Annotated in this window: 25 protein-coding genes; 4 read left to right on the top strand and 21 right to left on the bottom strand. The window is 58.2% G+C overall.

Features of this window, described 5'->3' with window-relative positions; genetic code table 11:
• Positions 1 to 1,206: a TIGR03862 family flavoprotein gene (locus JHL21_RS09425; RefSeq protein WP_200213139.1), complete on the top strand. Its 1,206-nt coding sequence runs from the start codon at positions 1 to 3 to the stop codon at positions 1,204 to 1,206.
• On the opposite strand, the gene JHL21_RS09420 is transcribed toward JHL21_RS09425, so the two are convergent.
• The 17 genes from JHL21_RS09420 to JHL21_RS09340 form a co-directional block, all read right to left on the bottom strand.
• Positions 1,170 to 2,186 (bottom strand): cation diffusion facilitator family transporter, encoded by a 1,017-nt coding sequence (locus JHL21_RS09420; RefSeq protein ID WP_200213138.1) that lies wholly within the window; start codon positions 2,184 to 2,186, stop codon positions 1,170 to 1,172. The two genes, JHL21_RS09425 and JHL21_RS09420, sit on opposite strands and share 37 nt — an antisense overlap.
• 113 nt (positions 2,187 to 2,299) lie before the next feature.
• Positions 2,300 to 2,653 (bottom strand): metalloregulator ArsR/SmtB family transcription factor, encoded by a 354-nt coding sequence (locus JHL21_RS09415; RefSeq protein ID WP_200213137.1) that lies wholly within the window; start codon positions 2,651 to 2,653, stop codon positions 2,300 to 2,302.
• Positions 2,654 to 2,699: 46 nt separating this feature from the next.
• The gene (arsC, locus tag JHL21_RS09410) at positions 2,700 to 3,119 is read right to left on the bottom strand and encodes an arsenate reductase (glutaredoxin) (protein ID WP_200213136.1); all 420 of its coding nucleotides are present in this window, start codon (positions 3,117 to 3,119) and stop codon (positions 2,700 to 2,702) included.
• Positions 3,119 to 4,996 carry an ABC transporter ATP-binding protein gene (locus JHL21_RS09405; RefSeq protein WP_199368565.1) on the bottom strand — a complete coding sequence of 626 codons (1,878 nt, stop codon included), beginning with the start codon at positions 4,994 to 4,996 and terminating at the stop codon, positions 3,119 to 3,121. The genes arsC and JHL21_RS09405 overlap by 1 nt, the downstream gene beginning before the upstream one ends.
• A gap of 41 nt (positions 4,997 to 5,037) precedes the next feature.
• The gene (locus tag JHL21_RS09400) at positions 5,038 to 5,760 is read right to left on the bottom strand and encodes a pyrimidine 5'-nucleotidase (RefSeq protein WP_254081999.1); all 723 of its coding nucleotides are present in this window, start codon (positions 5,758 to 5,760) and stop codon (positions 5,038 to 5,040) included.
• 43 nt (positions 5,761 to 5,803) lie between these two features.
• On the bottom strand, positions 5,804 to 7,027 hold the full coding sequence (locus tag JHL21_RS09395; RefSeq protein WP_200213135.1) for a hypothetical protein: 1,224 nt from the start codon (positions 7,025 to 7,027) through the stop codon (positions 5,804 to 5,806).
• A 134-nt stretch (positions 7,028 to 7,161) separates the two neighbouring features.
• Positions 7,162 to 8,682, bottom strand: a complete 1,521-nt coding sequence (gene ilvA / locus JHL21_RS09390; protein ID WP_182394307.1) for a threonine ammonia-lyase, biosynthetic — start codon at positions 8,680 to 8,682, stop codon at positions 7,162 to 7,164.
• A gap of 243 nt (positions 8,683 to 8,925) precedes the next feature.
• Positions 8,926 to 9,822, bottom strand: coding sequence for an acetylglutamate kinase (argB, locus tag JHL21_RS09385; RefSeq protein WP_169196021.1), 897 nt, complete (start codon positions 9,820 to 9,822; stop codon positions 8,926 to 8,928).
• 99 nt (positions 9,823 to 9,921) lie between these two features.
• Positions 9,922 to 11,196 (bottom strand): tRNA lysidine(34) synthetase TilS, encoded by a 1,275-nt coding sequence (tilS, locus tag JHL21_RS09380; RefSeq protein ID WP_200213134.1) that lies wholly within the window; start codon positions 11,194 to 11,196, stop codon positions 9,922 to 9,924.
• Entirely contained in the window at positions 11,181 to 12,188 is a 1,008-nt protein-coding gene (locus JHL21_RS09375; protein ID WP_200213132.1) for a tetratricopeptide repeat protein, read from the bottom strand. Before JHL21_RS09375 ends, tilS begins: the two co-directional genes overlap by 16 nt.
• A gap of 179 nt (positions 12,189 to 12,367) precedes the next feature.
• Positions 12,368 to 12,838, bottom strand: coding sequence for a peptidoglycan-associated lipoprotein Pal (pal, locus tag JHL21_RS09370; protein WP_169196039.1), 471 nt, complete (start codon positions 12,836 to 12,838; stop codon positions 12,368 to 12,370).
• Between the two features lie 254 nt (positions 12,839 to 13,092).
• On the bottom strand, positions 13,093 to 14,118 hold the full coding sequence (locus JHL21_RS09365) for a peptidoglycan -binding protein (protein ID WP_169196018.1): 1,026 nt from the start codon (positions 14,116 to 14,118) through the stop codon (positions 13,093 to 13,095).
• Positions 14,119 to 14,121: 3 nt separating this feature from the next.
• Positions 14,122 to 15,114: a flagellar motor protein MotA gene (locus JHL21_RS09360; protein WP_349236542.1), complete on the bottom strand. Its 993-nt coding sequence runs from the start codon at positions 15,112 to 15,114 to the stop codon at positions 14,122 to 14,124.
• Between the two features lie 178 nt (positions 15,115 to 15,292).
• Positions 15,293 to 16,087: an inositol monophosphatase family protein gene (locus tag JHL21_RS09355; protein ID WP_169196016.1), complete on the bottom strand. Its 795-nt coding sequence runs from the start codon at positions 16,085 to 16,087 to the stop codon at positions 15,293 to 15,295.
• Between the two features lie 131 nt (positions 16,088 to 16,218).
• Entirely contained in the window at positions 16,219 to 17,388 is a 1,170-nt protein-coding gene (locus JHL21_RS09350) for a tetratricopeptide repeat protein (RefSeq protein ID WP_200213131.1), read from the bottom strand.
• Positions 17,385 to 17,990 (bottom strand): thiamine phosphate synthase, encoded by a 606-nt coding sequence (locus JHL21_RS09345; RefSeq protein WP_200213129.1) that lies wholly within the window; start codon positions 17,988 to 17,990, stop codon positions 17,385 to 17,387. The genes JHL21_RS09350 and JHL21_RS09345 overlap by 4 nt, the downstream gene beginning before the upstream one ends.
• 163 nt (positions 17,991 to 18,153) lie before the next feature.
• Entirely contained in the window at positions 18,154 to 19,182 is a 1,029-nt protein-coding gene (locus tag JHL21_RS09340; protein ID WP_199532042.1) for a class I fructose-bisphosphate aldolase, read from the bottom strand.
• A 180-nt stretch (positions 19,183 to 19,362) separates the two neighbouring features.
• Between JHL21_RS09340 and JHL21_RS09335 the strand changes: the two genes are divergently transcribed.
• Positions 19,363 to 20,193, top strand: a complete 831-nt coding sequence (locus JHL21_RS09335; protein ID WP_200213128.1) for an aldo/keto reductase — start codon at positions 19,363 to 19,365, stop codon at positions 20,191 to 20,193.
• A gap of 42 nt (positions 20,194 to 20,235) precedes the next feature.
• On the opposite strand, the gene pgk is transcribed toward JHL21_RS09335, so the two are convergent.
• From pgk to tkt, 4 genes are all read right to left on the bottom strand, one after another.
• Positions 20,236 to 21,438 (bottom strand): phosphoglycerate kinase, encoded by a 1,203-nt coding sequence (pgk, locus tag JHL21_RS09330; protein ID WP_200213127.1) that lies wholly within the window; start codon positions 21,436 to 21,438, stop codon positions 20,236 to 20,238.
• Positions 21,439 to 21,508: 70 nt separating this feature from the next.
• Positions 21,509 to 22,042: a putative glycolipid-binding domain-containing protein gene (locus tag JHL21_RS09325; RefSeq protein ID WP_200213126.1), complete on the bottom strand. Its 534-nt coding sequence runs from the start codon at positions 22,040 to 22,042 to the stop codon at positions 21,509 to 21,511.
• Between the two features lie 114 nt (positions 22,043 to 22,156).
• Positions 22,157 to 23,164, bottom strand: coding sequence for a type I glyceraldehyde-3-phosphate dehydrogenase (gap, locus tag JHL21_RS09320; RefSeq protein ID WP_200213125.1), 1,008 nt, complete (start codon positions 23,162 to 23,164; stop codon positions 22,157 to 22,159).
• Between the two features lie 47 nt (positions 23,165 to 23,211).
• The gene (tkt, locus tag JHL21_RS09315; protein WP_200213123.1) at positions 23,212 to 25,188 is read right to left on the bottom strand and encodes a transketolase; all 1,977 of its coding nucleotides are present in this window, start codon (positions 25,186 to 25,188) and stop codon (positions 23,212 to 23,214) included.
• Between the two features lie 238 nt (positions 25,189 to 25,426).
• On the opposite strand from tkt, the gene JHL21_RS09310 reads away from it, so the two are divergent.
• Positions 25,427 to 25,717: a DUF4164 family protein gene (locus JHL21_RS09310; RefSeq protein WP_169196007.1), complete on the top strand. Its 291-nt coding sequence runs from the start codon at positions 25,427 to 25,429 to the stop codon at positions 25,715 to 25,717.
• Positions 25,718 to 26,092 carry a cell division protein ZapA gene (locus JHL21_RS09305; RefSeq protein ID WP_169196006.1) on the top strand — a complete coding sequence of 125 codons (375 nt, stop codon included), beginning with the start codon at positions 25,718 to 25,720 and terminating at the stop codon, positions 26,090 to 26,092. It begins immediately after the preceding gene.
• Positions 26,093 to 26,147: the final 55 nt, after the last annotated feature.

Genomic DNA, 26,147 nt, shown 5'->3' with positions numbered 1-26,147 from the left:
ATGACGCAGCGGCACATCGGAATTCTTGGAGCTGGGCCTGCGGGGCTCATGGCAGCTGAGGCAGCAGCGAATGCCGGGGCGCGTGTCACCGTGTTCGACGCTATGCCCAGTGTCGGCCGGAAATTCCTCATGGCCGGTAAGTCTGGTCTGAACATCACCCACTCTGAGCCGCATGAAGCCTTGCTAGGACGGTTTCGGGCTTCACGAGCAAGGCTCGAGACGGCGTTGAACGCCTTTACGGGCGATGACGTTCGCACTTGGGCGGATCGATTGGGTGTGAGCACTTTTGTTGGCTCGTCGGGCCGTGTGTTTCCAGATGTGATGAAAGGCTCGCCTCTGTTGCGCGCTTGGCTCAAGCGGCTGGACGCGCAGGGCGTTGCCATCCGCACCCGTCATCGCTGGATTGGCTGGGCGGGGGAAAAGCTGGTTTTTGCGACGCCCGAGGGTGAGGTTCAGCACGCGTTTGATGCGGTGGTTTTTGCATTTGGAGGGGCGAGCTGGCCGCGACTGGGCTCGGATGCCGCGTGGGTCGCGCCCTTTTCAGAGCGCGGCATTGAAATCGCCGCGTTCCGGGCCGCCAATTGCGCTTTCGAGCGGGGGTGGAGCCCGTTTATCAGCGAGCGTTTCGCTGGACATCCGGTGAAGTCCGTTGTGGCGACGAGCGCGCTGGGCGGTATGCCAGGCGAGTTTGTGGTCACCCCTTACGGTGTTGAAGGCAGTTTGATCTATGCCCATTCCGCTGCGCTGCGCGACGCGATTGAGGCAGACGGTTCAGCAGTGCTGACCCTCGATTTGGTGCCGGGACGCAGTGTTGAACGATTGGCGGCGGATTTCGGTCGCCAGCCGAGCAAGGTGAGTTTTACCAACAGATTGCGTAAGGCCGCGGGGCTCGATGGGGTGAAGGCAGCATTGGTGCGCGAGCTGGCGCCTGAGGCTGCGCAGCTGGCTCCTGAGGCATTGGCGATAATGCTCAAGAGCCTGCCGCTGCGTGTCGAGAACACGCGTTCTATTGCTGAAGCCATTTCGGTGGCGGGTGGGGTGGTCTGGGATGAGATCGACCCCAACTATATGCTCAAGAAAATCCCCGGGACGTTTGTCGCCGGGGAAATGATCGATTGGGAGGCCCCGACGGGGGGCTATCTGCTCACGGCGTCCATGGCGACTGGGCGTTACGCAGGCTTGGCGGCAGCGCATTGGGAGCCGTGACCGGTCCAGTCAATCTCGATCGTGGCGTGATTGATGTCGTGGGTCTGTGCCAGGCGTTGCCGCACGGCATTTGAAACCGTGGCAGGGGCGATTTCGCCCGTCAGAGAAATGTCGAGCGTTGCCATGGTTCGACCCGACGACAGCGACCAGACGTGGAGATGGTCGACATTGGCGAGGCCGGGGATATTGGCCTTGAGATCAGCGGTGATCGCTGTGGGATCGACGCCATCGGGTGCGCCCTCCATGAGAATATTGAAGGTCCGCATCAGCAGCGCCCAAGCGCCACGCAGAATGAGCACGCTGACAAACACCGATAGGATCGGGTCAATCGGCGTCCAGCCGGTGAGCCAGATGATGATCGCGGCTGCAATAGCGCCCACCGAGCCCAAAAGGTCGCCCATGACGTGCAGCGATGCGCCCTTGATGTTGACGTGGTCTTTGTCGGCACCACCGAGAATGCGCAGCACCAGCAGGTTTATGAGAAGCCCAGCGACCGCGACGGCGAACATGGGCCCCGCGAGGACTTCGCTCGGCGCCATGAAGCGCTGGTACGCCTCATAGAGGATCCAGACCACAATGCCGAAGAGGGTTAGCGCATTGATCAGCCCGGCCAGGACTTCGACACGGGCATAGCCGAAGCTGCGCTTGCTATCTGCTACACGCTTGCCGATACGGAAGCCGAGCCACGACAGGAAAAGGGCAATGGTATCGGTCAGCATATGACCTGCATCGGCCAGCAGGGCGAGGGAGCCCGACACCAGGCCGCCGATCACTTCGATGACCATGAACGTGCCGGTCAGTGTTAGTCCGATCAGGACGGCGCGTTCGTTGGCGGAACTTACTTTTGGCGTATGATCGTGTCCGGCGTGATCATGACTATGACCTGCATGGTCATGAACATGGGCCGCGTGTTGATGCGCCTCATGATCGTGGTCAGTTTCGTCGTGGCTGTGGCCGGAGTGGTCGTGCGGATGTGCCATGATACCCTCGTTCTACAATCATATGAACATGTATTCATATGATGGTCAACAAGCATGGTAGACACGCTGGCGTGATCGCGACTGCGCGCATGAAGCTCGCCGGTTTAGAACTCTTAGACTTGGCTGGGTGCCTCGTCCGTCTTCGGTTCTGCCAAATCGTCGTCGTGCAGGTCGTGCTCTTCCATCGCGTGGGCAATCATATCGGCCAGGATTCTGGCGATGTGATCGTCCGCTGCTTGGTAGAACACCTGCTTATTGCGCCGGGTTCCGCGCACCAGTCGGGCCGCGCGGAGGAGGCGCAAATGGTGGCTAACGAGAGATTGGGAGGCACCGGTGGATTTGGCGATATCGCCCACCGCGATGGGGCCTTCGAGGCAGGTTAAGAGCACACGCAGACGGGTCGGATCGCCCAAGAGCTTATAGGTCTCGGCAATCAGTTGGATGGTGTGTTCTTCAGGAAGGGCCACGGGGCGATGCGCTCAATTTGCTGGTTCGCCCTGACCTTAAAGCCGCTTAGACGCGCTGACCATCCTTGTCGATCACCACCTCACCATCCTCTTTGGTGAAAGGGATGGTGGCCGCTTCTGGCAGAATGTCCAAAACAAGCTCTGAGGGGCGGCAGAGGCGCACGCCATGCGGAGTAACCACGAGAGGGCGATTGATAAGAATAGGCGTCGCCACCATGGCTGCGAGCAGCTGCGTGTCGCTCAACTCAGGATTGTCTAAACCTTGGGCGAGATATTCTGGCTGCTTGGTGCGGATCGCATCCCGCACCGAAATCCCGGCACGAGCGATCAGATCAGCCAGCGTTGCGGCCGACGGAGGGGTTTCGAGATAGAGCACAATTTCGGGCTCAATCCCGGCACCGCGGATCATCGCCAAGGTGTTGCGCGAGGTGCCGCATTCGGGATTGTGGTAGATGGTGATGTGCATCAACGATAGCCCGCCGCTTGCAATTCAAAGAGTTCGGCATAGCGCCCATTGAGCGCCAGCAATTCCTCGTGGCTTCCTGCTTCAAGAATAGCGCCCTTTTCAAGCACCAAAATACGGTCGGCCATACGGACAGTCGAGAAACGGTGCGAGATGATGACGGCGGTCGTGTTGGTCGCAAGGTTTTTAAAGCGGGCGAACACCTCTGCTTCCGCTTTAGCATCCAGCGCTGCGGTAGGTTCGTCGAGAATGACGAGATCGGCGTCACGCATATAGGCGCGGGCAATGGCGACTTTCTGCCATTCGCCGCCTGAGAGGTCGCGGCCCTTCTTGAAGAGACGACCGAGCTGTTGATCATATTGCTGCGGCAGCTTGGCGATGACCCCATCGGCAAGGCTTTGTTCAGCGGCCTGCTCGATCCGCGCCTGATCTGTTCGCGCTTCGATACGGCCAACGCCGATATTGTCGCGAGCGGAAAAGCTGTAACGGATGAAGTCTTGGAAAATCACGCCGATGTGCTGGTGGATGTCGGTGGGCGACATGTCGCGCAGGTCGATGCCGTCGATGGTGATGCGGCCCTCTGTCGGATCGTAGAGACGCGTCAGCAGTTTGACGATGGTGGTTTTACCGGCCCCATTCTCCCCAACCAGCGCAAGAGTTTCGCCTGCCGCGAGGGTGAAGTTGAGATTGCGCACCACCCAATACTCCGTCTCGGGATACTGGAAGCCGACGTTCTCAAAGACGATGCCGCGCTGGATCGGGGTTGGGAATGCTTTGGGGGAGGCCGGGGGCAAAACCGATGGTTCGATCTCGAAGAAGGAGAAGAGGTCGTCGAGGTAGAGCGACTGCCCCGCGATCTGGGTGAAGCCGAGAAGGATTTTTTGGAACAGGCCATTGAGCCTGAGGAAAGACCCCGACAAAAAGGCGAGATCGCCGAGCGTGAACTCGCCGGTAATGGTGCGCCAGACGATGTAGCCATAGGCGAGGTAATAGGCGAGGCTGGAAATGGCGGCAAAGAGGGAGCCCCAGCTGGCGCGCGCAATAGCGACCCGGCGATTGTCGACATAGATGCCGTGAGCCAGCTTTTTAAAGCGCCCGATGAGATAGTCGCCTAGGCCAAAGAGTTTGACCTCTTTAGCTGTTTCAGCGCTCGCACCAACGTGGCGGAGATACTCAAGTTCGCGGCGCTCTGGGGTGCGCCAGCGGCTGAGCATGTAATTAAGCGTGTTGAACCGCGTTTCGCCCCAAATCGAGGGGATGAAGCTCAAGGGCAGTAAGAGCACCAACCAAGGGGCGTAGATGACGAGACCCGCCGCAAGGGTCACGACCGTGATCATGTCCTGCGCTTGGCCAAACAGCTGGCTCAAGAGTTGATTGCGCCCTGCAGCCTGACGGCGTGCGCGCTCCAATCGGTCCTGATATTCCGCCGATTCAAAATGCATCAAATCGAGCTTGGCGGCGTGCGCCATCAACTCGACACTGACAGTGTTCGAATGCAGTTCGGAGAGAATGGAGTCGACCAGCCCGGTTGCTCGGTTGATCACATCATTGGCCAACACCAGGGCCAGCTCGATCAGCAGGAAGCCGAGAACCGTGTTGAGGGCACCGGCATTCCACCAGTCTAGAATGCTGGGGCCGGGGGCGGGCAGAGCGGTAAGCCGCACGACCTCATCAACAATCAGCTTCGCCGTATAGAGCACCGCGATCGGTTGGAACGCCGCCACGAGGCGTAAACCGATGCTCGCCGCCGTCAAGGATCTGCTGGTGCGCCAAATCTGCGCGATCAGGCGCCCTAGGTGGCGCATGTTGTCCAGTCGTTGACGGAAGGTGAGCGGCGTTTCGGGAATTGGTGGCGGGCGACGCCCTGGAAGATCGGTCATACGCGCAGTTTAGTCCGCAGCAGAGGGCGAAGAAATAGTCGTTATTTCAGATTGTGGAGAAACTTGGTCAGGTTTGCAGTGACGTGATGGACGTGCGGGCCGGAGGTTTGCTCCAGCTCCCAAGCATCGACGAGGTCGTGGCTATAGTCTTCGCTGGCCACCACCTGCACCGTGCTCATCCCCATTTCGTGCGGAACAACGAGGTTCTTTTCGAGATCGTCGAAAAACACCGAATTGCTGGGGGTGATGCTGTAGCGCGAGAAGAAGCCTTCATAAGCCTCTTTGCGTGGCTTGGGGATGAAGACCATGTCACGAATGTCGTGGAAGTCTTCAAAGAGGTCCGCGCCGCCGAGGCGAGTGAGCACTGATTTGGCGTGGTTGGTGTCCGCATTGGTCAGGATCAACTTACGACCTGGCAGGTTGCGAATGGCTGCCACCAATTCGAGATTCTGCTGAACCGGGGAATAGTCGATGTTGTGGACCGTATGGAGGAAATGGTCCGGATCGATTGAATAGCGGCTCATCAAGCCGTTCAGCGTCGTGCCGTAGTCCCGGTAGAACTCTTTCTGCAGCTTTCTAGCTTCAGTAAACTCAAGCCGCGTAACGTCCATCACATAGTGGGTGATGCGGACGTCCACTTGCTCCCACAAATTGCATTCACGCGGGTACAGCGTGTTATCGAGGTCAAAGACCCACTCGGATACGTGGCTGAGGTCGGCGGCGGGGGACGGGGAGATCACAGAGGTCATAAGCGCAGAATGCATCAATAGCTTGAAAAGGAAAGGGGCCCGAGGGCCCCTAGGAGATTTACTGGTTTGCCGTGAGGGTAATGCCCAGGGTCTTGATCAAACTTGCTGGGTTTGCCGCACCGGCCGCCAGAATGAGCATGCTTGTCTTCGTGGGTGGAGCAATCTTGAGTTCGATGTTCTCAGGCTTGTCGAGGAAGGCCTCGACCGGTGGCGCAACGAGATCAACGATTGCTGGAATGCCCACTTGCCCCAACGCCATGCGCACCATTGGTTTGAGGCTCGCTGCATATTGTTCGGTGGAGACGCCTGCCTGATCTGCGAAGACTTTTAGGGCACGCTGAGCAAAACCTGCGTCATCGTAGCGAAGCGTGAAGCCGCTGATCGAGAGCGCCTGCGCTAGCTCCAGCCCCGTCACCATGGCCTGTGCTTCAGCTTCTTCACTATTGGCAGCCGCCGCCGTTGTTGCGGACAGGGCAGATAGCTTTTCGAGCAGTGGCAGTGTGAAGCCCGAAATGTCGAAGGTCGAGTTGATCTGGCCAACGTCGGCGAAGTCGATCAGGAACTGATCCATGACCATGCGGCCATCGGCCAAGGTCCACTGCGCTGTCTGGTTCACTTCACCCTGCAGCGTTTGGAGGCCCAAGCCGTCGATCATCGCGGCGGCTGCTGGATCTTCGGCCTTGAGCGGCTCTAGGTCAGCCTGAATGTTGGCGATTGTGAAAGTGCTATCAACGGTTTCGAGAACGTCGGCGCTATCGAAGCCAAAGTCGTACTTCGCAAGCAGACTATCGTAGGTGAGAACGGTTGTGCCGTTCGTAATCACGGTCAGTGGGCCGGTGCTGATTGAGCCGAACGATTGCACGACATGAGCGGCGGTCACTTCGCCTGGCGGCGGGAGCCAAATGTCGGAGGCCTTGATGTCTTTGAGGGTAACGTTCGTCTGAGACTTCTTGGAGCCTTCAGCAACTTCCAAATCAGGGATCGAAACGGATTCGATCGTGAAATTGCCGCCACTGCCTTCGGCCACGCCGGAGAAGGTGATCGTCTGGTCGAATACGATAGGATCTTCGCCGGGCACATCCATGGTGGCGCCTTCGACGGTAATCGTATCGCCGTTCACCGTTGCTGGGCCAAAAGTAATCTTGCTGCCCGAATATTCCATGACAGCGCTGAAGCGCTCGAGCACGGCATCGGCCTCGAAAGCGAGAGCAGGCTGGGCGACAATCAGTGCCGTAACGCTTGTTGCCAGTAATGCGGTGGCCGTCTTGATAGTGCCGAGCATGAGCTGTGTCCCTTCTGAGTGAATGCGCAGGGCTGCACCGCCGCTGCAAAACCGTATCGTTGTCTTCGTATGACTTGTAGCAAAGCTAGTCTGACAGAAATGCGACCCAAACGGGGCGGTGCCCGGTGCTTTGCCTAAGCCAGATGCAAAAATTGCTTATAAGCTGGATTTTCGGTCTCGTCCCAATAAGGGAAACCAATCTCATCGATATGGCTAAAGAAGCTTTCCCGCGTTTCCGCCGGGACTTCGACACCCACCAGAACGCGACCGTAGTCCGAGCCATGGTTGCGATAGTGGAATAGGGTGATGTTCCACTCATCGTTGAGGCCCTCAAGGAATTTCAGCAGTGCGCCTGGCCGTTCTGGAAACTGGAAGCGGAACACCATCTCATTGTTCAGTCCACCGACGCGGCCACCCACCATATGGCGAGCGTGAAGCTTGGCCACTTCATTGTCGGTGAGATCGGTCACGGCCAATCCTTGCGCCACGAGATGGGAGATGATGTCGGCCTTCTCGGCATCACCGCGGGCGAGTTTGACGCCAACGAAAATTCGGGCCTTGTCGCCCTGCGCATAGCGATAGTTGAACTCCGTCACAGCGCGTGCGCCTATCTGGCGAATGAAGGAGCGGTAGCTGCCGGGCTGTTCGGGAATGGTCACGGCCAGCAAGGCCTCGGCGCGTTCGCCGATTTCGGCGCGTTCGGCGACATAGCGTAGGCGATCAAAATTGACATTGGCGCCAGAGTTGACGGCGATCAGAGCTCCGGTTGCGGGGGCGGTGCCATTCTCAATGTCGCGGCGGAGCCCTGCCAAGGCCAAGGCGCCAGCTGGTTCAGTGATAGCGCGATGGTCATCGAAAATGTCCTTGATGGCCGCGCAGATTTCATCAGCCGAAACAGTGACGATCCCATCGAGCAGCTCGCGACAAATACGGAAAGTTTCCTCGCCCACTTGGCGCACAGCGACGCCATCAGCAAAGAGGCCGACCTGATCGAGCGGCACAGGATGGCCGGCTTCAATCGCCGCCTTCATGCTGGCGGCTTCCTCTGGCTCGACACCAATAACTTTGACATCTGGGTTGAGGAATTTGACCAAGAGCGCAATCCCTGCGGCCAGACCACCACCACCCACAGGCACGTAAATCGCGCCGAGGTCGTGCGGGTGCTGGCGCATAATCTCGAGGCCAACTGTGCCTTGCCCTGCGATCACGTCGGGATCGTCGAAGGGGTGGACGAAGACATAGCCGTGGCGTTCCGCGAGGATTTCTGCCTGCGCGCGAGCAGCGTCAAAACCATCGCCAAACAGAACCACTTCACCGCCCAACCGTTTGACCGCGTTGACCTTGATCAGTGGGGTAGTGGTGGGCATGACGATGACCGATCGGATGCCCGCACGGGTTGAGGAGAGGGCAACGCCTTGAGCGTGATTGCCAGCGGAGGCGCAGATGACGCCGCGCGCTTTCTCTTCCTCGGTGAGATTGGCGATGCGGTTATGCGCGCCGCGGATTTTGAATGAGAATACGGGCTGTAGGTCTTCGCGTTTAACGAGGATCTGGCGTCCGAGCTTGGCCGATAGCAATTCCATCTGTTCGAGCGGCGTTTGAATAGCAGCTTCGTAGACTGAGGAGGAAAGGATCTTACGGACGTAGTCGGTCATCAATATGGCTCCAGCGCGTGCGTTTGATGGACGCTTCCGTGCGCTAAATGTCAATTGCGCCGCTGGGATGGCGGATCGTCACGGTTACGTGATCAGCGCGGGCAAGGCCGAGATTCTCACAGTATTTAGAGTTGGAAATTGCCAGAGCGCCCGACGGTGTGTGCCCGAAGCACGATGGTCGCGGAGTTCGCCTATGCAACGAGGAACGGCCGCCAGTACGTCACCGGCGGCCGTTGAAACAGGTTAGCGAACGATCAGCGTGCCGGCACCGAACTCGGTGAACAGCTCGACGAGAACGACGTGTGGCTGTTTGCCGTTTAGGATCACGACGCCTTCAACGCCGCTGTCGAGCGCGTCAAGGCAGGTTTCCACCTTGGGGATCATGCCGCCCGAAATAGTGCCATCGGCGATGAGCGCCTTGGCTTCGCGAACGGTCAATTCTGGAATGAGCTTACCATCGCGGTCGAGAACGCCCGGCACGTCGGTTAAGAACAGCAGGCGCTTAGCACCGAGCGAGCCAGCAATGGCGCCCGCGAAGGTGTCGGCGTTGATGTTGTAGGTATTGCCGTCGCGGCCCGGAGCAACCGGAGCGATGACCGGGATCATCTCCGAGCGGGCCAGCAGGTCGAGCAGGGTGCGATCGACTTCAACGGGTTCACCGACATAACCCAGGTCGAGCACGCGCTCGATATTGCTGTCTGGGTCGATCATGGTCTTTACCGCCTTTTTGGCGAAAACCATGTTGCCGTCCTTACCGCTCAAGCCGATGGCCCATTCGCCTTCAGCATTGATGGTGGCGACGATCTCTTTGTTGATCGAACCGGCCAGCACCATTTCCACGATTTCCATGGTGCGCTTGTCGGTGACACGAAGGCCGCCTTCGAACTTGGATTCGATGCCGAGGTTTTTCAGCATCGAGGCGATCTGTGGTCCACCCCCATGAACCACGATCGGATTAACCTTGGACTGCTTGAGCAGCGCGATGTCGCGCGCAAAGGCCTGACCCAGTGCGGCATCGCCCATGGCGTGGCCGCCGTATTTCACAACGACGGTTTTGCCTTCATAGCGCTGCATATAGGGCAGGGCCTGCGCAAGGATGCCGGCATCATGGCTGAACCGGTCTGTATCGGGGGTAGTCATTGCAGTGGGCGCTCCCTGGGAACAAAGCCTCAAATTGGGCCAAGGGTCTATAGGATTTCTGTGGCGGATGAAATCAGGATTCTTTGGACTTTAGAACGATCAATCGACAAGAATTTCGACCTTAATTCGATCATCAAACGACCATCCGCCCAATGCGACCACGTTTCCTGCCTCGTCGCGCAGAATGGGAGTGGTTCGAATGGCTTCCGATGGGGCGGTTACTTTGGCACCAAGCACTGTTTCAATGCGGTGGCGGGGCAAAAATTCCGATACTGAAGCGGTGAAACACTTGTCGGTCGAGAGATTGGTATAGAGGAAACGCTCGTCCCAAGTGAGCACGCCATTCGGCTCAAGAAACGCGTCTGCGGGCAATGTACGGCCGGGTTCGCGCGAAATGACAAGGGTCTTTTCGCGGACACGAGCAACGGCGCCAAGGGCGGTCGCGGCGCGCTGCAGTGTATTGGCAATGATCGAATCGTAGAGACGATCGACTTGCCCCAAAGCGCGCGGTTTCTGACGACCACCAACGATGGTGAGCACGCGCGAAAGCATGCGCCGACCGATGGCCGGGCTGAGAGCGGTAAAGGCGTCGCGTGAAATGGTGGCGGCGCCAAAGCCATCGAGATCAACGAGTTCGTCAAAAGCTGCATCAGCCATTTGCCCGATTGCAAGATCGGTCTCGGCCATGCGCTGGGCGAAGCGGGAGAGTGCTGCCCCGTCTAGGCCCTCAGCGGCCAGTGCAGGCAGGAGCTTGCGCCAGCGCACGCGTTCATAACTGGTGTCCTCATTTGTTGGGTCTTGCACGGCTGTCATGGCTTCTTGCTTGACGAGGGCAATGAGGTGCTTGGGGTCAATCTCCAAGAGCGGGCGGAATACAGTGATGCCTTCAACTTGCGAGCGAGCCGCCATGCCGCGTAGGCCCTCGATGCCGCTGCCGTGCGCGAGGCGCATGAGAACGGTTTCGGCTTGGTCGGAGCGATGGTGCGCAGTGAGAAGTAGGGTTGCCCCATCCTCTATCATTGCTGCGCCGATAATCCCGTAGCGGGCCGCTCGTGCCGCTTCGGAAATGCCGGTTTCTGGCTTTTCACCAGTCCACTTTAGAGCCCGCGCGGTCAGGCCCAAGCGCGCCGCCTCACGTAGTACCATCTCGACCTCGGCCGCGGCTTCTGGGCGAAGATCATGATCGAGACTATAAACGATGAGTTTTGGTGTGCGGGGCGCGCTTTGTACCCAGCGGTGCGCCAAGATCATCAGAGCTAGGCTATCCGCACCGCCGGAAACCGCTAGGCCGATGGTTTTCTCAAACGCTGCTGGCGCAAAAAGCTGCGCCAGCACGGTGGAGTTGGTAAAATCCGGCGTCAGACTGGCGGACATTGCGCCTGCGAATTGGCCTGCAACAGGCTCGTCTGGAACGTTTGACCGGTATTGGGATAGCGTGAGCGGACCTCGCCGAATGTCCGGCACGCGGTTTCGCGTTCACCGACACCAGCCAATGCCACGCCGAGGTTCATCAGCAATTCCGGAGCAACTGGGCTGCTCTGGTGCTTTTCATAGGCGGTGACCAGCACATCGGCAGCTTCGGTATAGCCGCCGCGCGCGATCATGGCTTTACCCAATCCGCTCGACGCATCGGCGAGATTTGGGTTGTCTGGGTATAGTTCGAGGAACTGTTTGAACTGGTCTTCGGCAAATTCGTAATCGCCAGTTTCAAGAGCCTGACGGGCTGCCGCAAACTGTGCATCGGCGTCAGCATTGCCGGTTTTGGCTGTGGGGTTATAGCTGAGATCAAGGGGTTGACCGGTCGCCAAGTTGATCCCGCCATTCTGGCCGGTACCAACGAGCGGATCGGCAGAATTGCCGAGCTCGTCGACAGCACTTTCGTCGCCAAAGGTGGGGTCAAATTCCTGCTCGCCCGGGAGAGGCTTAACGCCTTGCTCGGGAATGTCGGTCAGCGGGGCTGCTTCTTCGTTAGTGGCTGGGTCCTGCGGCAACGCCTGGGGCTGCATCACGCTGCCCGAGCGGGTTGCCGCTTCAGAGTTTCCCGAGTCACCGCCTTCTAATTGCTGGAAACGGAACTCAGCGTCTTCCTGGAAGCGGTTCAGCATTTCCTGCAGCTGGGTCAGCTGGAAGGTGAGGCCTTCAATCTGCCCGTTCAGGGTGCGGATCTGTTCTTCGAGCTGCTGAATGCGAACCATCGACTGCGCGTCGTTCGATTGCGCTACCAGAATGCGGCCGCCATTATTGTTGTAGGAGAGGCCGCCGAGTTCGGCAGCGGGCAGAGAGGTCTGCGCTTGTGCGGCTTGTGCGCCGAGGCTTAGCCCCAGTGCGCAAAGCGCCGCCCTTCCGAATTTCTTAGTTTTGAACAAGGTTACCCTAGCCTCCGAGTGTCGCCGCCGATGCGGATTAAATGGGTATCAATATGTGTCGATAAACCCCAATCGTGCCAAAAAAAAGAAAGCGCCCAAACCATTTCTGGTTTTGGGCGCTTTTACCTCCAGTTTTCACTGGGTCAGTGGCATTCTCCTCGAGAGGAGAGGCCTTTAGCTTACTGGACGACGGTTACCGCACGGCGGTTCTGCGACCAGCAGGAGATGTCGTTACAAATTGCAACTGGGCGTTCCTTGCCGAAAGACTGGCTGGTGATGCGCTGCGCACCAACGCCCTTGGAGACGAGGTAGTTGACCACGATGTTGGAGCGACGTGCACCAAGTGCAATGTTGTATTCACGGGTGCCGCGTTCGTCGGCATGGCCTTCGATCATGACGCGGTAGTTCGGATACTGGTTGAGCCACTGCGCCTGCTTGTCGAGGGTCGCCATGGCTTCTGGAGTCAGAGAGCTCGAGTCGGTGGTGAAGAAAATACGGTCGCCAACGGTGACGATGAATTCCTGCTGGCTGCCAGGGGCGCCGCCGCCCGGACCTGTATTACCAACGCCGGTCAGGCCAACATTGTCAGTTGCAGAGCGCGAGCACGCTGCCAACACCACGACGAAAAGCATCATGGCAGCAGCGCGCATTACATTAGAGATGGGTGCAGAGATGGCCACGAGCGGCTCCTCAAGAAGGCTTTAAACTTAAGCAGGGCATTTACCGCTCTTATTCTTAAAAGCGAGTTTGCTGCTATGGTTAATCTTGTCCTATTGAGGCTGGGATGTGGCGGGAATCCGGGCTTTTTTGTGGCGCGGTCGATCTCAGACAGCACCGCCATGAAAAGCTGTTAAGGTTAAGCCGTTTAGCTCTCGCCCATGATTTGAAGGGGAGAGAGAAACTCTCACCCCTCCGTTAGTTTGAACTCAATACGGCGGTTGCGGCGGTAGGCGTCGTCGGTCTCACCCTCATCGAGCGGGGTGAATTCACCAAAGCCAGCGGCAACCAAGCGATTTGGCGAAACGCCGCGCGAAACCAGATATTGGGCGACCGAAATGGCGCGCGCGGCTGACAATTCCCAGTTCGAGGGGAAGCGGGCGTTGGAAATCGGGCGCTTGTCGGTATGGCCGTCGATGCGCAGGACCCAGTTAATATCGGGTGGAATTTCGTCTTCAAGCTGCAGGATGGCGTCGGCTAGAGCATCAAGATCGGGCAGTCCGTCTTCGCCTAGAGTGGCCTGACCCGCGTCAAACAGAACTTCGGATTGGAAGACGAAGCGGTCTCCAACAACGCGAACGTCGGCGCGACCTTCAAGAATCTGGCGCAAGCGACCAAAGAAATCAGAGCGATAGCGCGATAGGTCCTGCACGCGTTGGGCCAGTGCAAGGTTCAGGCGACGGCCAAGATCGGCAATCTGCGTGCGCGATTCTGTATCGCGAGCCTCAGAGGCGTTGAGCGCGTTTTCGAGCGCGGCAATCTGAGTGCGCAAAGCGGCCAACTGCTGGTTGAGCAGGGCGACCTGCGCGTTGGCCTCGTCGGAGAGTTGTTCGGCCGCCAGCAGCTCCGATTGCAGCCCTGCGATGGCGTCGTCCTTGTCGCCGAGACCCGCGCCGATTCCGGCGAGGCGTGAGTTCAGCGATTGGTTTTCGTTCTCGGCGGAAGCGAGTGTTGCGGTGATGACGGAGATTTGGCCCAGCAAATCATCGGAATTGGCACGCTCAAGCTGCAAGAGCTCGGTCAGTTCGGCAATCTGGGAGTTGAGGCGAGCGAGTGCCGTATCGCGCCCCTGAATCTCCTGCCCCAGAAAGAACTGAGTCAGCATGAACAGCGACAGCATAAAAATGATGACGAGCAGAAGGCTCGATAGGGCGTCTACGAACCCCGGCCAGTAATTGGCCTCTTGCCTGCGACGCGAGCGGGCTCCCGGCATGGCTTAGTTCCGCCGCTCGTTGTCGAGCTCTTTGGTCATGGCTTCCAACAAATCGCGCAGCTTTTTGTTGGTTTCGCCTTGCTCCAGAATATGGGCGCGCAAATCGTCTTGCTCGGTGCGGATGTGTTTGACGAGGCCATCAATGCCGCGCGCCAGTTCGGCCATGGCGCGAATGGCGTTTTGCGAGGAATTGGCGTTCTGCATATTGGCGCCAAGCTTATCGAACATGGCCTGCATGTCCGGGCCGCCCGCATTGGCCTGCATGGCCGAAACAGGGTGATCCAACTCGGTCATGGACGTCATCCAGTCTTCCAGATCGGTGTAGAAGGCGTTCTGAGCCTGACTGGTTTGAAGGTCGAGGAAGCCGAGGATCAGCGATCCTGCAAGGCCAAAGAGCGATGACGAGAACGCCGTGCCCATGCCGCCAAGAGGGGCGGCGAGGCCCTCCTTGAGGTTGGAAAAGAGCGAGGCGCTGTCGGCGGAAGTCACATCAAGAGCATTGATAACGCCAGCAACGGAGCTGACGGTTTCTAAGAGGCCGTAAAACGTGCCCATTAGCCCCAGAAAGACCAGAAGACCCGTCAAATAGCGTGAGGTGTCTTTGGCCTCATCGAGGCGATTTCCCACCGAATCCAAGATCGAGCGCATGGACGACGGCGTGATAACCGCTTCGCCAATGCGTTCGCGCAGCAGCCCTGCAACCGGGGCGAGCAGTACTGGCGTACGTACATTGGCCTGCGTACCGTCTTGAAGCGAGTTCACCCACTTCACTTCTGGGAAGAGGCGGATGACCTGACGGAAGCTTAGGAAAATGCCGATTGCGAGAGCAAAAAAGATCATCGAGTTGATGAACGGGTTTGCCCAGAAGAAGCTGATGATTTGTCCGGCCAGAATGGCGGCAACCAAGCCCACTAGGATCAGGAAGATCACGATCTTGACCAGATACACACCCGGGCTTGCTAGGTGATAGGGATCATATCCTTGGCTCATCGACATTCACGCCCCTTACGCCGCAAATCAGGCATGGCAAAGACTAGAGGGGCTAGCGATGCGTGACAACTCGTAAGGTTAAGGATTTCTCAATCCACAAACTGGATTTCTTGGCCCGCACAAACAAAAGCCCCCGCCGGGCGCTAAAACGCTGGGCGAGGGCTGAAAATCAGTTTGGCTAAACTTAGTGGATTGGGCGCAGAGCCTTGAGCAGCAAAGGCTGCAGGGTTTCGTTGCCAGCCACGAGCTGACCGTTGGCAACCGAACCAGGCTGACCGGCGTAGTCCGAAACAACGCCACCGGCTTCCTTGACGAGCAGGAGACCCGGAGCCACGTCCCATGGCTTAAGGCCAGCTTCCCAGAGGGCATCGAAACGACCTGCTGCGAGCCAAGCCATATCAACGCAGATCGAGCCGGAGCGGCGAATGCCGGCAACGGCAGCATTGATCGACGCTACCTGCTTGATCTGGAGAACGTCGTTAGAAGTGCCCTGAGTCTTGATGCCTGTGGAGACGACAGCGTCAGCAAGGTGGCGACGCGCGCCAACGCGCAGGCGCTTCTTATCAGCAAGCCATGCGCCACCACCCTTTTCGGCGGTGTAGAGTTCGTCGAGCACTGGGTTGTAAATCACCGAAGCGACAATGTCGTCGCCGCGCTGCAGCGCGATGGCGACTGCGAACAGTGGAATGCCGTGTAGGAAGTTGGTTGTGCCATCGAGCGGGTCAACGATCCAAGTGTGCTGGCCGTCGGTACCTGCAACTTCGCCGCCTTCTTCCATCAAGAAGGCATAGGATGGGCGGGCCTTGCGCAGTTCATCATAGATGATTTGTTCGGCGCGAAGATCGGCCTTGGAAACAAAGTCTGCTGGGCCCTTGCGGGAGACCTGCAGATTTTCGACTTCGTTGAAGTCGCGGGTGAGGGATTTACCGGCTTTAATGGCCGCGCTGACCATAACGTTTAGAAGGGCGGAACGCGCCATATCGGATTTGCTCGCTAGCTCATGCGGATTAAATGCATCGGGCCCGTGTGGATGGAACCAGTGCAGAAGGAGAAAAGCTCCGCCGCAAAATAAATGTGTGGCGGGCTTATTGCCTCAGAACGGGGCGCGGTTCAAGGGTCTTGGCCCGCATCATCTTGTCCCGGCGCAGCTTGTTCAGTCTCGACCGCCGGATCCACCACGAGGCTTGGTGCATTTTCGGGATCAAGAGTGGTGGGTAAAACCTCACCAATGGGCTCGATGGCCTCAACAGTGGCGCTGGCGGTTGAACTCGGCGCCGGCAACGGCCAGAAGCGAGCACGCTCCTCAGCCCGTGCCAAAGCCTCAGGGCGGATCGATACGAGAAGTCGGTCCAATGAAGGGTCCGTAAAGCCCTGGCGGCGCGCCAAAGAGCGCCACATTGCCGCTTCTTCAAGATCGAGTGATATTCCTTCGCCAACGGCAAGAAGCTTGGCGTAGCGGTTCTGTGCGACAGCGCTGCCGCTATCGGCGGCGCGTCCGTACCAGCGCGCTGCTTCTTCAAGATCGCGATCAACACCCTGACCGAGATAGAGCAGGGTCGCGTAGTCGATCTGAGCCGAAACCAGATTTTCTTCTGCTGCGCGCTTGATGAACTCTGCGCCCTCAACGGCATTGGGCAGAACGCCAACGCCTTCGATGAGCATGGTGCCATAATCATAAAAGGCTTCGGGCAGTTCAGCGTCGGCGGCCTCTTTCATAAGACCAGCCGCTTTGCTCATGTTGGGTTCGGCGTAAATGCCCTCAACATGCAAGAGCGCCATATTATATTTGGCGGGAGCATAACCAGCGTCCGCAGCCATTTTGAACAGTTCGGCAGCCTTGGCGCGATCTTTCTCAACACCGATTCCCTGCTGGTACAGCATGCCGAGCTCAAACGTCGCGAGGCGGTCGCCCGAGCGGGACGCGAGTTCATACCAGCCGCGAGCGCGCTCAGCATTTTGTGCCACGCCTAGGCCTTTGGAATAAATTTCGGCAATGAGCGTTTGCGCTGCGCCATCGCCCTTTTCAGCGCGTGGCAGGGCGAGCTCGAGAGCGGTTAGATAATAGCCGCGCTGGAACGCGCCATAGGCATAGTCGGGTTCGCGCGTGGAGCCGAATATGGAGTTATTGATCTCAATCGCGCCGGGCATGGGAGAGGCCGGTGGTGCGGCCTCTTCAGCAACAGAGGCCTGCGCTGGCTCAGCCGGTTCTGCATCCTGCGCGAAAGCGGGGAGGGGCAGGGCGAGCAGCGCTAAGGCGAAAAGGCGCGATGTGCGGATCATTCTGTCTCCCGAAGGGCACGATCAATAGCAGCCAAAGCCGCTGCAGGATCAGCGGCGGACCATACGCTATCAGACACTGCAATAAATTCCGCCAAAGTTGCGGCAGCGTCGCCCGCCTCTGCACTCGGGTTCGAAAAAACAGCGGGAACCTCAAAAGCTTCTGCCCACCAAGCGCTGAGTTCAGCGGCTTGTGGGTCGGCTTTGTCGCCAATCGGGCCAAAGAAGACATAGTCGACGTCCATTTCGCCAAAGCTCATGGCGTCGTGGCGCGTGCGGATGTGTCCGGCGCCAACAATGCCCTGAGGCTTGAGGAGCTTGATCGCCTCCTCAATGTCTTCAACGTCCCCGGTCGAAATATGCACGCCATCGGCGTCGAGCTTTTTAGCGAGCTTGGCGTCGTTTTCGACCAGAACAGCTGCGCCTGCTGCCTGTCCGACCTGAACGAGGCTGGCAACGAACTTGGCATAATCGGCGTCAGAAAGCGTGCCGCGCTGCACCAAAATGGCTGCAATTTCGGGGCCGGTCAGCACAGCCATCAGCTGGCGCGGAAACTGGGCGACATCCGGATTGGCCGGGGTGATGAGATAGAGCTGCGGCGCCATGGGCATTTCCGATACTGCAAAGCATTGTTGCCTTCATCGCCAATGTGGCGAGGTGCAGGCATGCCTCACATAGGGGATGAGAGCGGGTTGGCGCAATGGTGCAATAAATAAGGCGCGCATCGATCCAGTCGACGCGCGCCCAAATCCACAGTGATGCGGAGCGTTAAGCTGCGCGATCTACAGCGTTATTCCACTGACCCAGTGCAGCGAGCGAGTTCATGTGGGCGCGGTGTGCAAAAGCGGTACGCGCTGCCATGAAGTTCTCACGACGGCCTGCCCAGGTGCGCAGTGCAACGTTCTGCAAAGCACGGCCGTAGGAGAAGGTCATTGGCCAAGGCTTGCCACTGATCTGGTTCATGGCAGAGAGGTGGGCTGTTGCTTCTTCGTCGGTCTGACCGCCGGAGAGGAAGGCAATGCCCGGAACGGCCGCAGGAACGTGGTCGCGCAGGACTTCGACAGTGCGCTTTGCCACTTCTTCGACGCTCGGACGGTCGCGGGAGTTGATGCCCGGCAGGATCATGTTTGGCTTGAGCAGCATGCCAGCAAGGTCAACACCGGCAAGGCGGAGTTCCTTGAAGACGTTTTCGAGAACGTCGCCGGTGACCTGCGCACAGCGCTCCAGCGAGTGATTGCCGGGTTCGCCGTCGCCGACAACTTCTGGCTCAACGATTGGCACAATACCAGCTTCCTGGCAGAGCACGGCATAGCGGGCCAGAGCGTGCGCATTCGCGCGGATGTTGTTGCGGGTTGGAGCGATGTCGTTGATGGTGATCACAGCGCGCCACTTGGCAAAGCCTGCGCCGAGTTTGGCGTATTCTTCCAGGCGCTGACGCAGGCCATCCAGACCTTCGGTGATCTTTTCGCCAGACTCACCGGGCATGGGGAACGCGCCGCGGTCGACCTTAATGCCCGGGATAACGTCGCCATCAGCCAGAATAGCGCGGAACGGTGTGCCGTCTGCCGCTTCTTGCTTGAGAGTTTCTTCGGTGAGGATGACACCGGAAATATAGTTGCGCATGGCATCGGACGCGCCAAAGAGCATTTCGCGGTAGTCGCGGCGCATTTCGAGAGTATTCGGCAGGTTAATCTTTGAAAAACGCTTGCCGATAGTGCCTTCGCTCTCGTCGGCAGCAAGAATGCCCTGTCCGGGCGTCATAAGTTTCTGCGCAATCGCGTTAAGGGACTTCGTCATCGTGTGCACCTCAGTTGGGAACTTGAGGCGACATTAGACTTTTGGACTTCTGCTTTCGATTAGACCTGTGGTTATTAGACGAAAGGCTAATCTAGTATGGTAGTGGGCGTTGGCCTTGCGATGACGTGGCAAAACACTACATCTCTCGTCGAGATGAAAGACGCGCATCGAGGGATCCAAATGACCACTGCACCGACCCAGACTTTCCACGACGGCTACATTATTCCCCAGATTGGTCTGGGCGTGTGGAAAACCCCCGATGATGTGGCTGTGGATGCTGTCGCCACGGCTCTGCGCTCTGGATACCGTCATATCGACACGGCGGCCATCTACGGCAATGAAAATGGCGTTGGTGAAGGCATGCGCCAAAGCGGGGTGGAGCGAAAGGATATCTTTCTGACCACCAAGCTCTGGAATGAGGACCAGGGTTATGACAGTGCGTTTCGCGCGCTCGATGCGAGCCTAGACAGACTGGGCACCGACTATGTCGACCTCTATCTTATCCATGCCCCGTCAGCCTTTCGCGGCAAGTATGTTGAGAGCTGGAAGGCGCTCATAGATATCCAACAGACGGGCAAGGCGCGCTCCATTGGTGTGTCGAATTTTACGACTGGCTTTTTGAACGAGATCATTGATGCCACTGGCGTCGTGCCGGTGATCAACCAGATCGAGCTACATCCAAAGTTCCAACAGCGTGAACTGCGGGCTCTTCACGAGAAGCTTGGCGTCATTACTCAGAGCTGGAGTCCTTTGGGACAAGGTCAGCAGCTTGATAATCCGGTGATTGCGGAAATCGCCAAGCGGTATGGCAAAACCCCTGCGCAGATCATTATTCGCTGGCATTTGGACAGCGGCCTCAATGTCATCCCAAAATCGGTGACAGCGAGCCGCATTATTGAGAATTTTGCCGTGTTCGACTTTGCGCTTGATGCCGAAGCGATGGCGGCCATCAACGCCCTAGACGAAGCTGGCGGCCGCATCGGCTTCGATCCGGCGACGATGACGTTCTAACAATCAAAAGAAAAAGGCCGGGAGTGGTCCCGGCCTAAATTCTTACTTCTTAAGCGCTTCAACGCCTGGCAGAGGCTTGCCTTCCATCCATTCAAGGAAGGCACCGCCAGCGGTCGAGACATAGGTCAGCTGATCCTTGACGCCAGCGTGAGCAAGCGCGGAGACCGTGTCACCGCCACCACCAACTGAGACCAAGTGGCCATCATGAGTGCGCTTAGCGACATGTTTGGCGATAGCGACTGTTGCTGTATCGAAGGGCGCGATTTCAAACGCGCCCACTGGGCCGTTCCAGATGACGGTTTTTGCGTCGTCGATAGCTGCATTGATGCGCTCAACCGAGGACGGGCCGATGTCGAGGATCATGCCGTCGTTAGCAATGGCATCGACGCCATACAGCATGGTTTTCGTGTTTGCCTTGAACTCCCAAGCGACGACGGCGTCGATAGGAAGGATGATGGCGCAATTGGCCTTGTCGGCCTTTTCCATGATGCGGCGGGCGGTATCGGCAAGGTCCTTTTCGCAAAGCGACTTACCAACGCCCAGACCCTGTGCGTAAAGGAAGGTGTTGGCCATGCCGCCGCCGATAACGAGGGCATCCACCTTGGAAACGAGGTTTTCCAGCAGGTCGATCTTGGAAGAGACTTTAGCACCGCCAACAATGGCAACGACCGGTTTCTTTGGCTTGCCGAGGCCGGCTTCAAGCGCTTCAAGCTCGGCCTGCATCGCAAGACCGGCTGCAGCGGGCAGGAGGCGCGCTAGGGCTTCGGTCGAGGCGTGGGCGCGGTGCGCAGCCGAGAAGGCGTCATTGACATAAACATCGCCAAGGCTGGCCATGCGCTCGGCCAGTTCGACGTCGTTTTCTTCTTCGCCTGGGTGGAAGCGGGTGTTTTCGAGGATCAGGACGCAGCCTTCTGGCGCATCGTCGATCGCGGCACCTGCTTCAGACACATCGATCCAATCGGTAGCAATGAAGCCAACTGGAAGCTTGGTGACATTGGCAACAGCTTCACAGACCTGCTCAAGCGAGAATTCAGGATCAACCTTGCCCTTCGGACGGCCGAAGTGAGAGAGGATGATAGCCTTGCCATCGCGCTTGACGATTTCGCGGATGGTCGGGACCAAGCGTTCGATACGGGTCGCATCTGTGACCTTGCCGTCTGCAACCGGAACGTTGAGATCGCCTCGCAGCAGCACGCGCTTGCCGGTCAGATCGAGTTCATCCAGGGTCTTGAAACTATCGCTCATGGTGCTGCTCCGAGTGTGTGGCCGCTGGGTAGCAGAGTGGCACGTTTGGCGGAAGGGCGAAACATGCACACTAGTCTATCGATTTGAACAAGCCCGGATAGTTGACCACCAAACCATCAGCATCGAGGGTGATTTCAGCGTCGGTCTGGGCAGATTGAAAGCGCGCAGCTGTGTCGGAGAGCTTGGTGTAAATCTGCTCGACACGGCTGAAGCTGAGGTCTGTAGCGTCGATATAGACGAGGGCTAGGTGCTGTGGCGCGCCCACCTCCGGCTCCAGCCGCCAGAGGGGCAGGGAATTGGTCATCGGGGTGGGCCAGATGTCGAGATCGAGACACCCTTTGAGCGCGGCGACGGGCTCGGCGCGATTGTCGCTCCAATTGCCGAGGCCGTCTGAGAAAAGTTCGAGCAAGCCGCCATTGGTGTGTTCGATTTTTGCGGCACGAACACGCGCTGCACCGTCAATGTCGAGCCGATAAAACAGGCCAAAGTCGGGGCCAATGATCGTGCCGCGAATGCGGGTGTCGCGTCCGTTGAAAATTACGTGGGCATGTTCGAGCGTATCAAGCTCAAGCCCTTTCCAAGCAATCGTGCGATTGAGCGTCATCGTCCTGTCCCTCTGGGTGAGGATGGCACGTGGGTTCTCATTTTGTCACCCGGTGGCGCTCAAACAAAAAGGGCGCCCCGAGGGACGCCCTTAAATAGTTTGTCTGACGAGCCCTTAAAGGGTCTTTGCCAGTGCCACTGCGGTGTCGGACATACGGTTGGAGAAGCCCCATTCGTTGTCGTACCAGGACAGGATCGACACGAAGTTGCCGCCCAGTACCTTGGTCTGATCCAGAGCCATGGTCGAGGAGTGCGGATCGTGGTTGAAGTCGATCGAGACGTTTGGAACTTCGGTGTAGCCGAGAACGCCCTTGAGTTCGCCATCGGCGTACTTCTTGATCGCAGCGTTGATTTCTTCGGCCGTTACATCGCGCGACGCGATGAACTTGAAGTCGACGCAGGATACGTTCGGGGTTGGTACACGAACCGAAACACCGTCGAGCTTACCAGCGAGTTCTGGCAGAACCAGACCGATCGCCTTAGCAGCGCCGGTCGAGGTTGGGATCTGCGAGAGCGCAGCTGCGCGGCCGCGATAGAGATCCTTGTGCATGGTGTCGAGGGTCGGCTGGTCACCGGTGTAGGAGTGGATGGTGGTCATCATCCCCTTCTCAATGCCGAATTCCTTGTGCAGCACATAGGCGACTGGCGCCAGGCAGTTGGTGGTGCACGATGCGTTCGAGATCACCACGTCATCCTTGGTCAGGCTGGCGTGGTTGATGCCGTAAACGATGGTCTTGTCAGCGCCGTCGCCCGGAGCCGAGATGATCACCTTCTTCGCGCCGGCCTTGAGGTGAGCCGATGCCTTTTCCTTCGAGGTAAAGATACCGGTGCACTCAAGAGCGATGTCGACGCCCATTGCGGCGTGCGGCAGGTTCGCCGGATCGCGCTCTGCGGTGACCTTGATTGGGCCACGACCAACGTCGATGGTGTCGCCATCCACCTTCACTTCATGAGGGAAGCGACCGTGCACGCTGTCAAAGCGCAGCAGGTGAGCATTGGTTTCAACCGGGCCCAAGTCATTGATCGCTACGACTTCGATGTCGGTACGGCCCGACTCGATGATAGCGCGCAAAACGTTACGGCCAATACGACCAAAGCCATTGATGGCGACGCGAACTGCCATAGTTTTAAACTCCAAAGAAGGAAGATTGGGAGGGAGGTCCCGATCTGTTACAACTGCGCGGTGACGGCTTCAACAACGGCCTTCGGCGTAATGCCAAAGTGGGCATAGAGCGCATCGATTGGGCCAGAAGCACCGAACGAGCTCATGCCAACAAAGCGGCCCTTGTCGCCAAGGAGCTTGTTCCAGCTCATTTCAATGCCAGCTTCCACAGCAACGCGTGCCTTAGCCGAACCAATCACTTCAGCCTTGTAGGCATCGGACTGCTTGTTGAAGAGTTCCATGGACGGAACCGAGACGACGCGAGCGGAAATGCCCTGTGCGGTCAGTTCCTTCTGCGCTTCAACAGCGATGGCAACTTCCGAACCGGTCGCGAAGATGACAGCGTCTGCATTGGCATCGCCGAGGATGGTGTATGCGCCCTTAGCCGACTTGTTCTCAGCCGAATATTCGGTGCGCAGCGCCGGAAGGTTCTGGCGCGACAGCGCGAGGATCGACGGCGTCTTCTGCGAAGCAAGAGCGATTTCCCAGCATTCTGCAGTTTCCATGGCGTCAGCTGGACGGAAAACGTAGAGGTTCGGGATCGCGCGCAGAGCGGTCAAGTGCTCCACTGGCTGGTGAGTTGGGCCATCTTCACCAAGACCGATCGAGTCGTGGGTCATGACGTAGATCGAACGGATTTCCATCAGCGCAGCAAGGCGGATCGCTGGGCGAGCATAGTCGGTGAAGACCATGAAGGTGCCGCCGTATGGGATCAGGCCGCCGTGCAGGGTGACGCCGTTCATGGCAGCACCCATTTCGTGCTCGCGGATACCGTACATCATGTAGTTGCCAGAGCGGTTGTTCGCCTGGAACGGCACGGTGTCCGGGGTGTTGGTGAGGTTCGAGTGGGTCAAGTCGGCCGAACCAGCCAGAATTTCCGGCACGTTCTTGGTGACGACTTCGAGAGCCATCTGCGAAGCCTTGCGGCTGGCGACCTTTGGCTTGTCTTCAGCAAGCTTCTGCTTGTAGGCGGCGAAAGCTGCGTCCAGACCGGTTGGGAGCTTGCCCGACATACGGCGGGTGAACTCGGCCTTATGCGCGGAGGCAGCAAGGGTCGCTTCCCAATCGCCACGGATGTTTGCACCGCGCTGGCCAGCGGCGCGCCACGTGTCGAGGATATGAGCAGGGATTTCAAAGGCTGGGTAGTCGATGCCGAGTGCGGCCTTGGCGCCAGCGAGTTCTTCAGCGCCAAGTGGAGCGCCGTGAACCTTTTCGGTGCCCGCCTTCTTTGGCGCGCCGCGACCGATGACGGTCTTGGCAGCGATCATGGTTGGCTTGTCGGTCGACTTCTTGGCTTCGATCAGTGCCGCTTCAATGGCTGCCTGGTCGTGGCCGTCGATTTCGATGGTGTTCCAGCCCGAAGCCTGGAAACGCGCGATCTGGTCGGTGGAGCAGGCGTTGGACACTGCGCCATCGATGGTGATGCTGTTGTTGTCCCAGATGACGATCAGCTTGTTGAGCTTGAGGTGGCCAGCAAGGGAAATTGCTTCCTGGGAGATGCCTTCCATGAGGCAACCGTCACCAGCAAGAACATATGTGTAGTGGTTGACAAGGTCGGAGCCGAATTCGGCCGCGAGCTTGGCTTCTGCAACAGCGAAACCAACAGAATTACCGATACCAGCGCCGAGTGGGCCAGTGGTGGTTTCGATGCCGGTGGCGTGACCGTATTCTGGGTGACCAGCGGTCTTGGCGCCGATCTGGCGGAAGTTCTTGACCTGGTCGATGGTCATGTCTTCATAGCCCAGAAGGTAGAGCGACGAGTAGAGCAGCATCGAGCCGTGACCGGCCGAAAGAATGAAGCGATCGCGATCTGCCCAGTGGGGCGCCGCGGCGTCGAACTTCATGATTTTTGTGAACAGCACGGTTGCGATATCCGCGCAGCCCATGGGAAGGCCTGGGTGACCAGAATTAGCTTTCTCGACGGCATCCATGGAGAGAGACCGGATGGCATTGGCCAATTCGTTCTGCTGGGCTGTGTTCGTCATGGGGCGGACCGCTCTTTCAAAAGGCTGAAAACGTGGGAGTGGGCACGCAAATGTCACCCTCCCAAGGCGGTTTTGAGCCATAACAGGTTCCCTTTGGCTGTCAATGTCGGCATTAGGGCAATACGTTCGCCTCTTCTTGCAAAATAAGGGGGTATGGATGGCGACTCGGTTGCAATGCCGGGTAGGGTGGGCCAAGTTTATGTGCTCGAAACGATGCGCCTAAAGGGCAGTACCGGCAATGAGTGAGACGGAACTTCAAGAAGGGCTGCAAGCAGCCGACGCCCGTTTCAACCGGGCAATAGAAAGACTGGAAACCAGCCTGCGCGACCTTAATGGGCGTATCCAGAGGCGTCAGCGCATGGAAGTGGACACCCAACGGCTCGTGCATGAACGCGCGCGGCTTGCCACTGAGCTCGATAAAACGGCAGCAAAGGCGAAGCGGCTGGATGATGGTGCACACGAAGTGTCGCGTCGTCTCGTCGAAGCCATGGAAACCGTGCGGTCCGTGCTCCAAAAAACGGAGAGTTGAGTGCCCGAGGTCAATGTTGAAATTAATGGCCGTAAGTACCGTATGGCTTGTGAAGCAGGTCAACAGGGTCATTTGATGCGGCTTGCCGAGCGTTTTGACGCTGAGGTTGAAGCGCTTAAGGGTGCCGTCGGCGAAATCGGGGATACCCGTCTTACGGTCATGGCTGGCATTGCCGTCATGGACGAATTGACGGAAGCGGAAAAACGCATCGCCGCTCTTGAAGAGCAAGTGGCGCTTTTGACCGAGGCTGGGCAAGGCATTGCCGAAGAGCTTGAGCAGACCGAGCGCAAGTTTACCCAGAAGCTCGATGAAGCTTCGCGGACGATCGAGAGCATCGCCAGCGTTCTGGAGCAAACTGCGCCAGTTGCGAATTGAGCTATCAACCTCGTTGAAAGCGCGATGGTGGCCTTTGCAGCGCGGTGGGAAGCGC

It is taken from the genome of Devosia sp. WQ 349K1 (genome assembly GCF_016595685.1).
Lineage (GTDB): Bacteria > Pseudomonadota > Alphaproteobacteria > Rhizobiales > Devosiaceae > Devosia.
This window is presented reverse-complemented; position numbering and strand designations above follow the sequence as displayed.

Bases quoted from the DNA above. Each gene is read 5' to 3' on its own strand.
- JHL21_RS09425 (WP_200213139.1), top strand. From the start codon at position 1: ATGACGCAGCGGCACATCGGAATTCTTGGAGCTGGGCCTGCGGGGCTC.
- JHL21_RS09420 (WP_200213138.1), bottom strand. From the start codon at position 2,186: ATGGCACATCCGCACGACCACTCCGGCCACAGCCACGACGAAACTGAC.
- arsC (WP_200213136.1), bottom strand. From the start codon at position 3,119: ATGCACATCACCATCTACCACAATCCCGAATGCGGCACCTCGCGCAAC.
- JHL21_RS09405 (WP_199368565.1), bottom strand. From the start codon at position 4,996: ATGACCGATCTTCCAGGGCGTCGCCCGCCACCAATTCCCGAAACGCCG.
- JHL21_RS09400 (WP_254081999.1), bottom strand. From the start codon at position 5,760: ATGCATTCTGCGCTTATGACCTCTGTGATCTCCCCGTCCCCCGCCGCC.
- JHL21_RS09395 (WP_200213135.1), bottom strand. From the start codon at position 7,027: ATGCTCGGCACTATCAAGACGGCCACCGCATTACTGGCAACAAGCGTT.
- ilvA (WP_182394307.1), bottom strand. From the start codon at position 8,682: ATGACCGACTACGTCCGTAAGATCCTTTCCTCCTCAGTCTACGAAGCT.
- argB (WP_169196021.1), bottom strand. From the start codon at position 9,822: ATGACTACCCCCGATACAGACCGGTTCAGCCATGATGCCGGCATCCTT.
- tilS (WP_200213134.1), bottom strand. From the start codon at position 11,196: ATGTCCGCCAGTCTGACGCCGGATTTTACCAACTCCACCGTGCTGGCG.
- pal (WP_169196039.1), bottom strand. From the start codon at position 12,838: ATGCGCGCTGCTGCCATGATGCTTTTCGTCGTGGTGTTGGCAGCGTGC.
- JHL21_RS09365 (WP_169196018.1), bottom strand. From the start codon at position 14,118: ATGCCGGGAGCCCGCTCGCGTCGCAGGCAAGAGGCCAATTACTGGCCG.
- JHL21_RS09360 (WP_349236542.1), bottom strand. From the start codon at position 15,114: ATGTCGATGAGCCAAGGATATGATCCCTATCACCTAGCAAGCCCGGGT.
- JHL21_RS09355 (WP_169196016.1), bottom strand. From the start codon at position 16,087: ATGGCGCGTTCCGCCCTTCTAAACGTTATGGTCAGCGCGGCCATTAAA.
- JHL21_RS09350 (WP_200213131.1), bottom strand. From the start codon at position 17,388: ATGATCCGCACATCGCGCCTTTTCGCCTTAGCGCTGCTCGCCCTGCCC.
- JHL21_RS09345 (WP_200213129.1), bottom strand. From the start codon at position 17,990: ATGGCGCCGCAGCTCTATCTCATCACCCCGGCCAATCCGGATGTCGCC.
- JHL21_RS09340 (WP_199532042.1), bottom strand. From the start codon at position 19,182: ATGACGAAGTCCCTTAACGCGATTGCGCAGAAACTTATGACGCCCGGA.
- JHL21_RS09335 (WP_200213128.1), top strand. From the start codon at position 19,363: ATGACCACTGCACCGACCCAGACTTTCCACGACGGCTACATTATTCCC.
- pgk (WP_200213127.1), bottom strand. From the start codon at position 21,438: ATGAGCGATAGTTTCAAGACCCTGGATGAACTCGATCTGACCGGCAAG.
- JHL21_RS09325 (WP_200213126.1), bottom strand. From the start codon at position 22,042: ATGACGCTCAATCGCACGATTGCTTGGAAAGGGCTTGAGCTTGATACG.
- gap (WP_200213125.1), bottom strand. From the start codon at position 23,164: ATGGCAGTTCGCGTCGCCATCAATGGCTTTGGTCGTATTGGCCGTAAC.
- tkt (WP_200213123.1), bottom strand. From the start codon at position 25,188: ATGACGAACACAGCCCAGCAGAACGAATTGGCCAATGCCATCCGGTCT.
- JHL21_RS09310 (WP_169196007.1), top strand. From the start codon at position 25,427: ATGAGTGAGACGGAACTTCAAGAAGGGCTGCAAGCAGCCGACGCCCGT.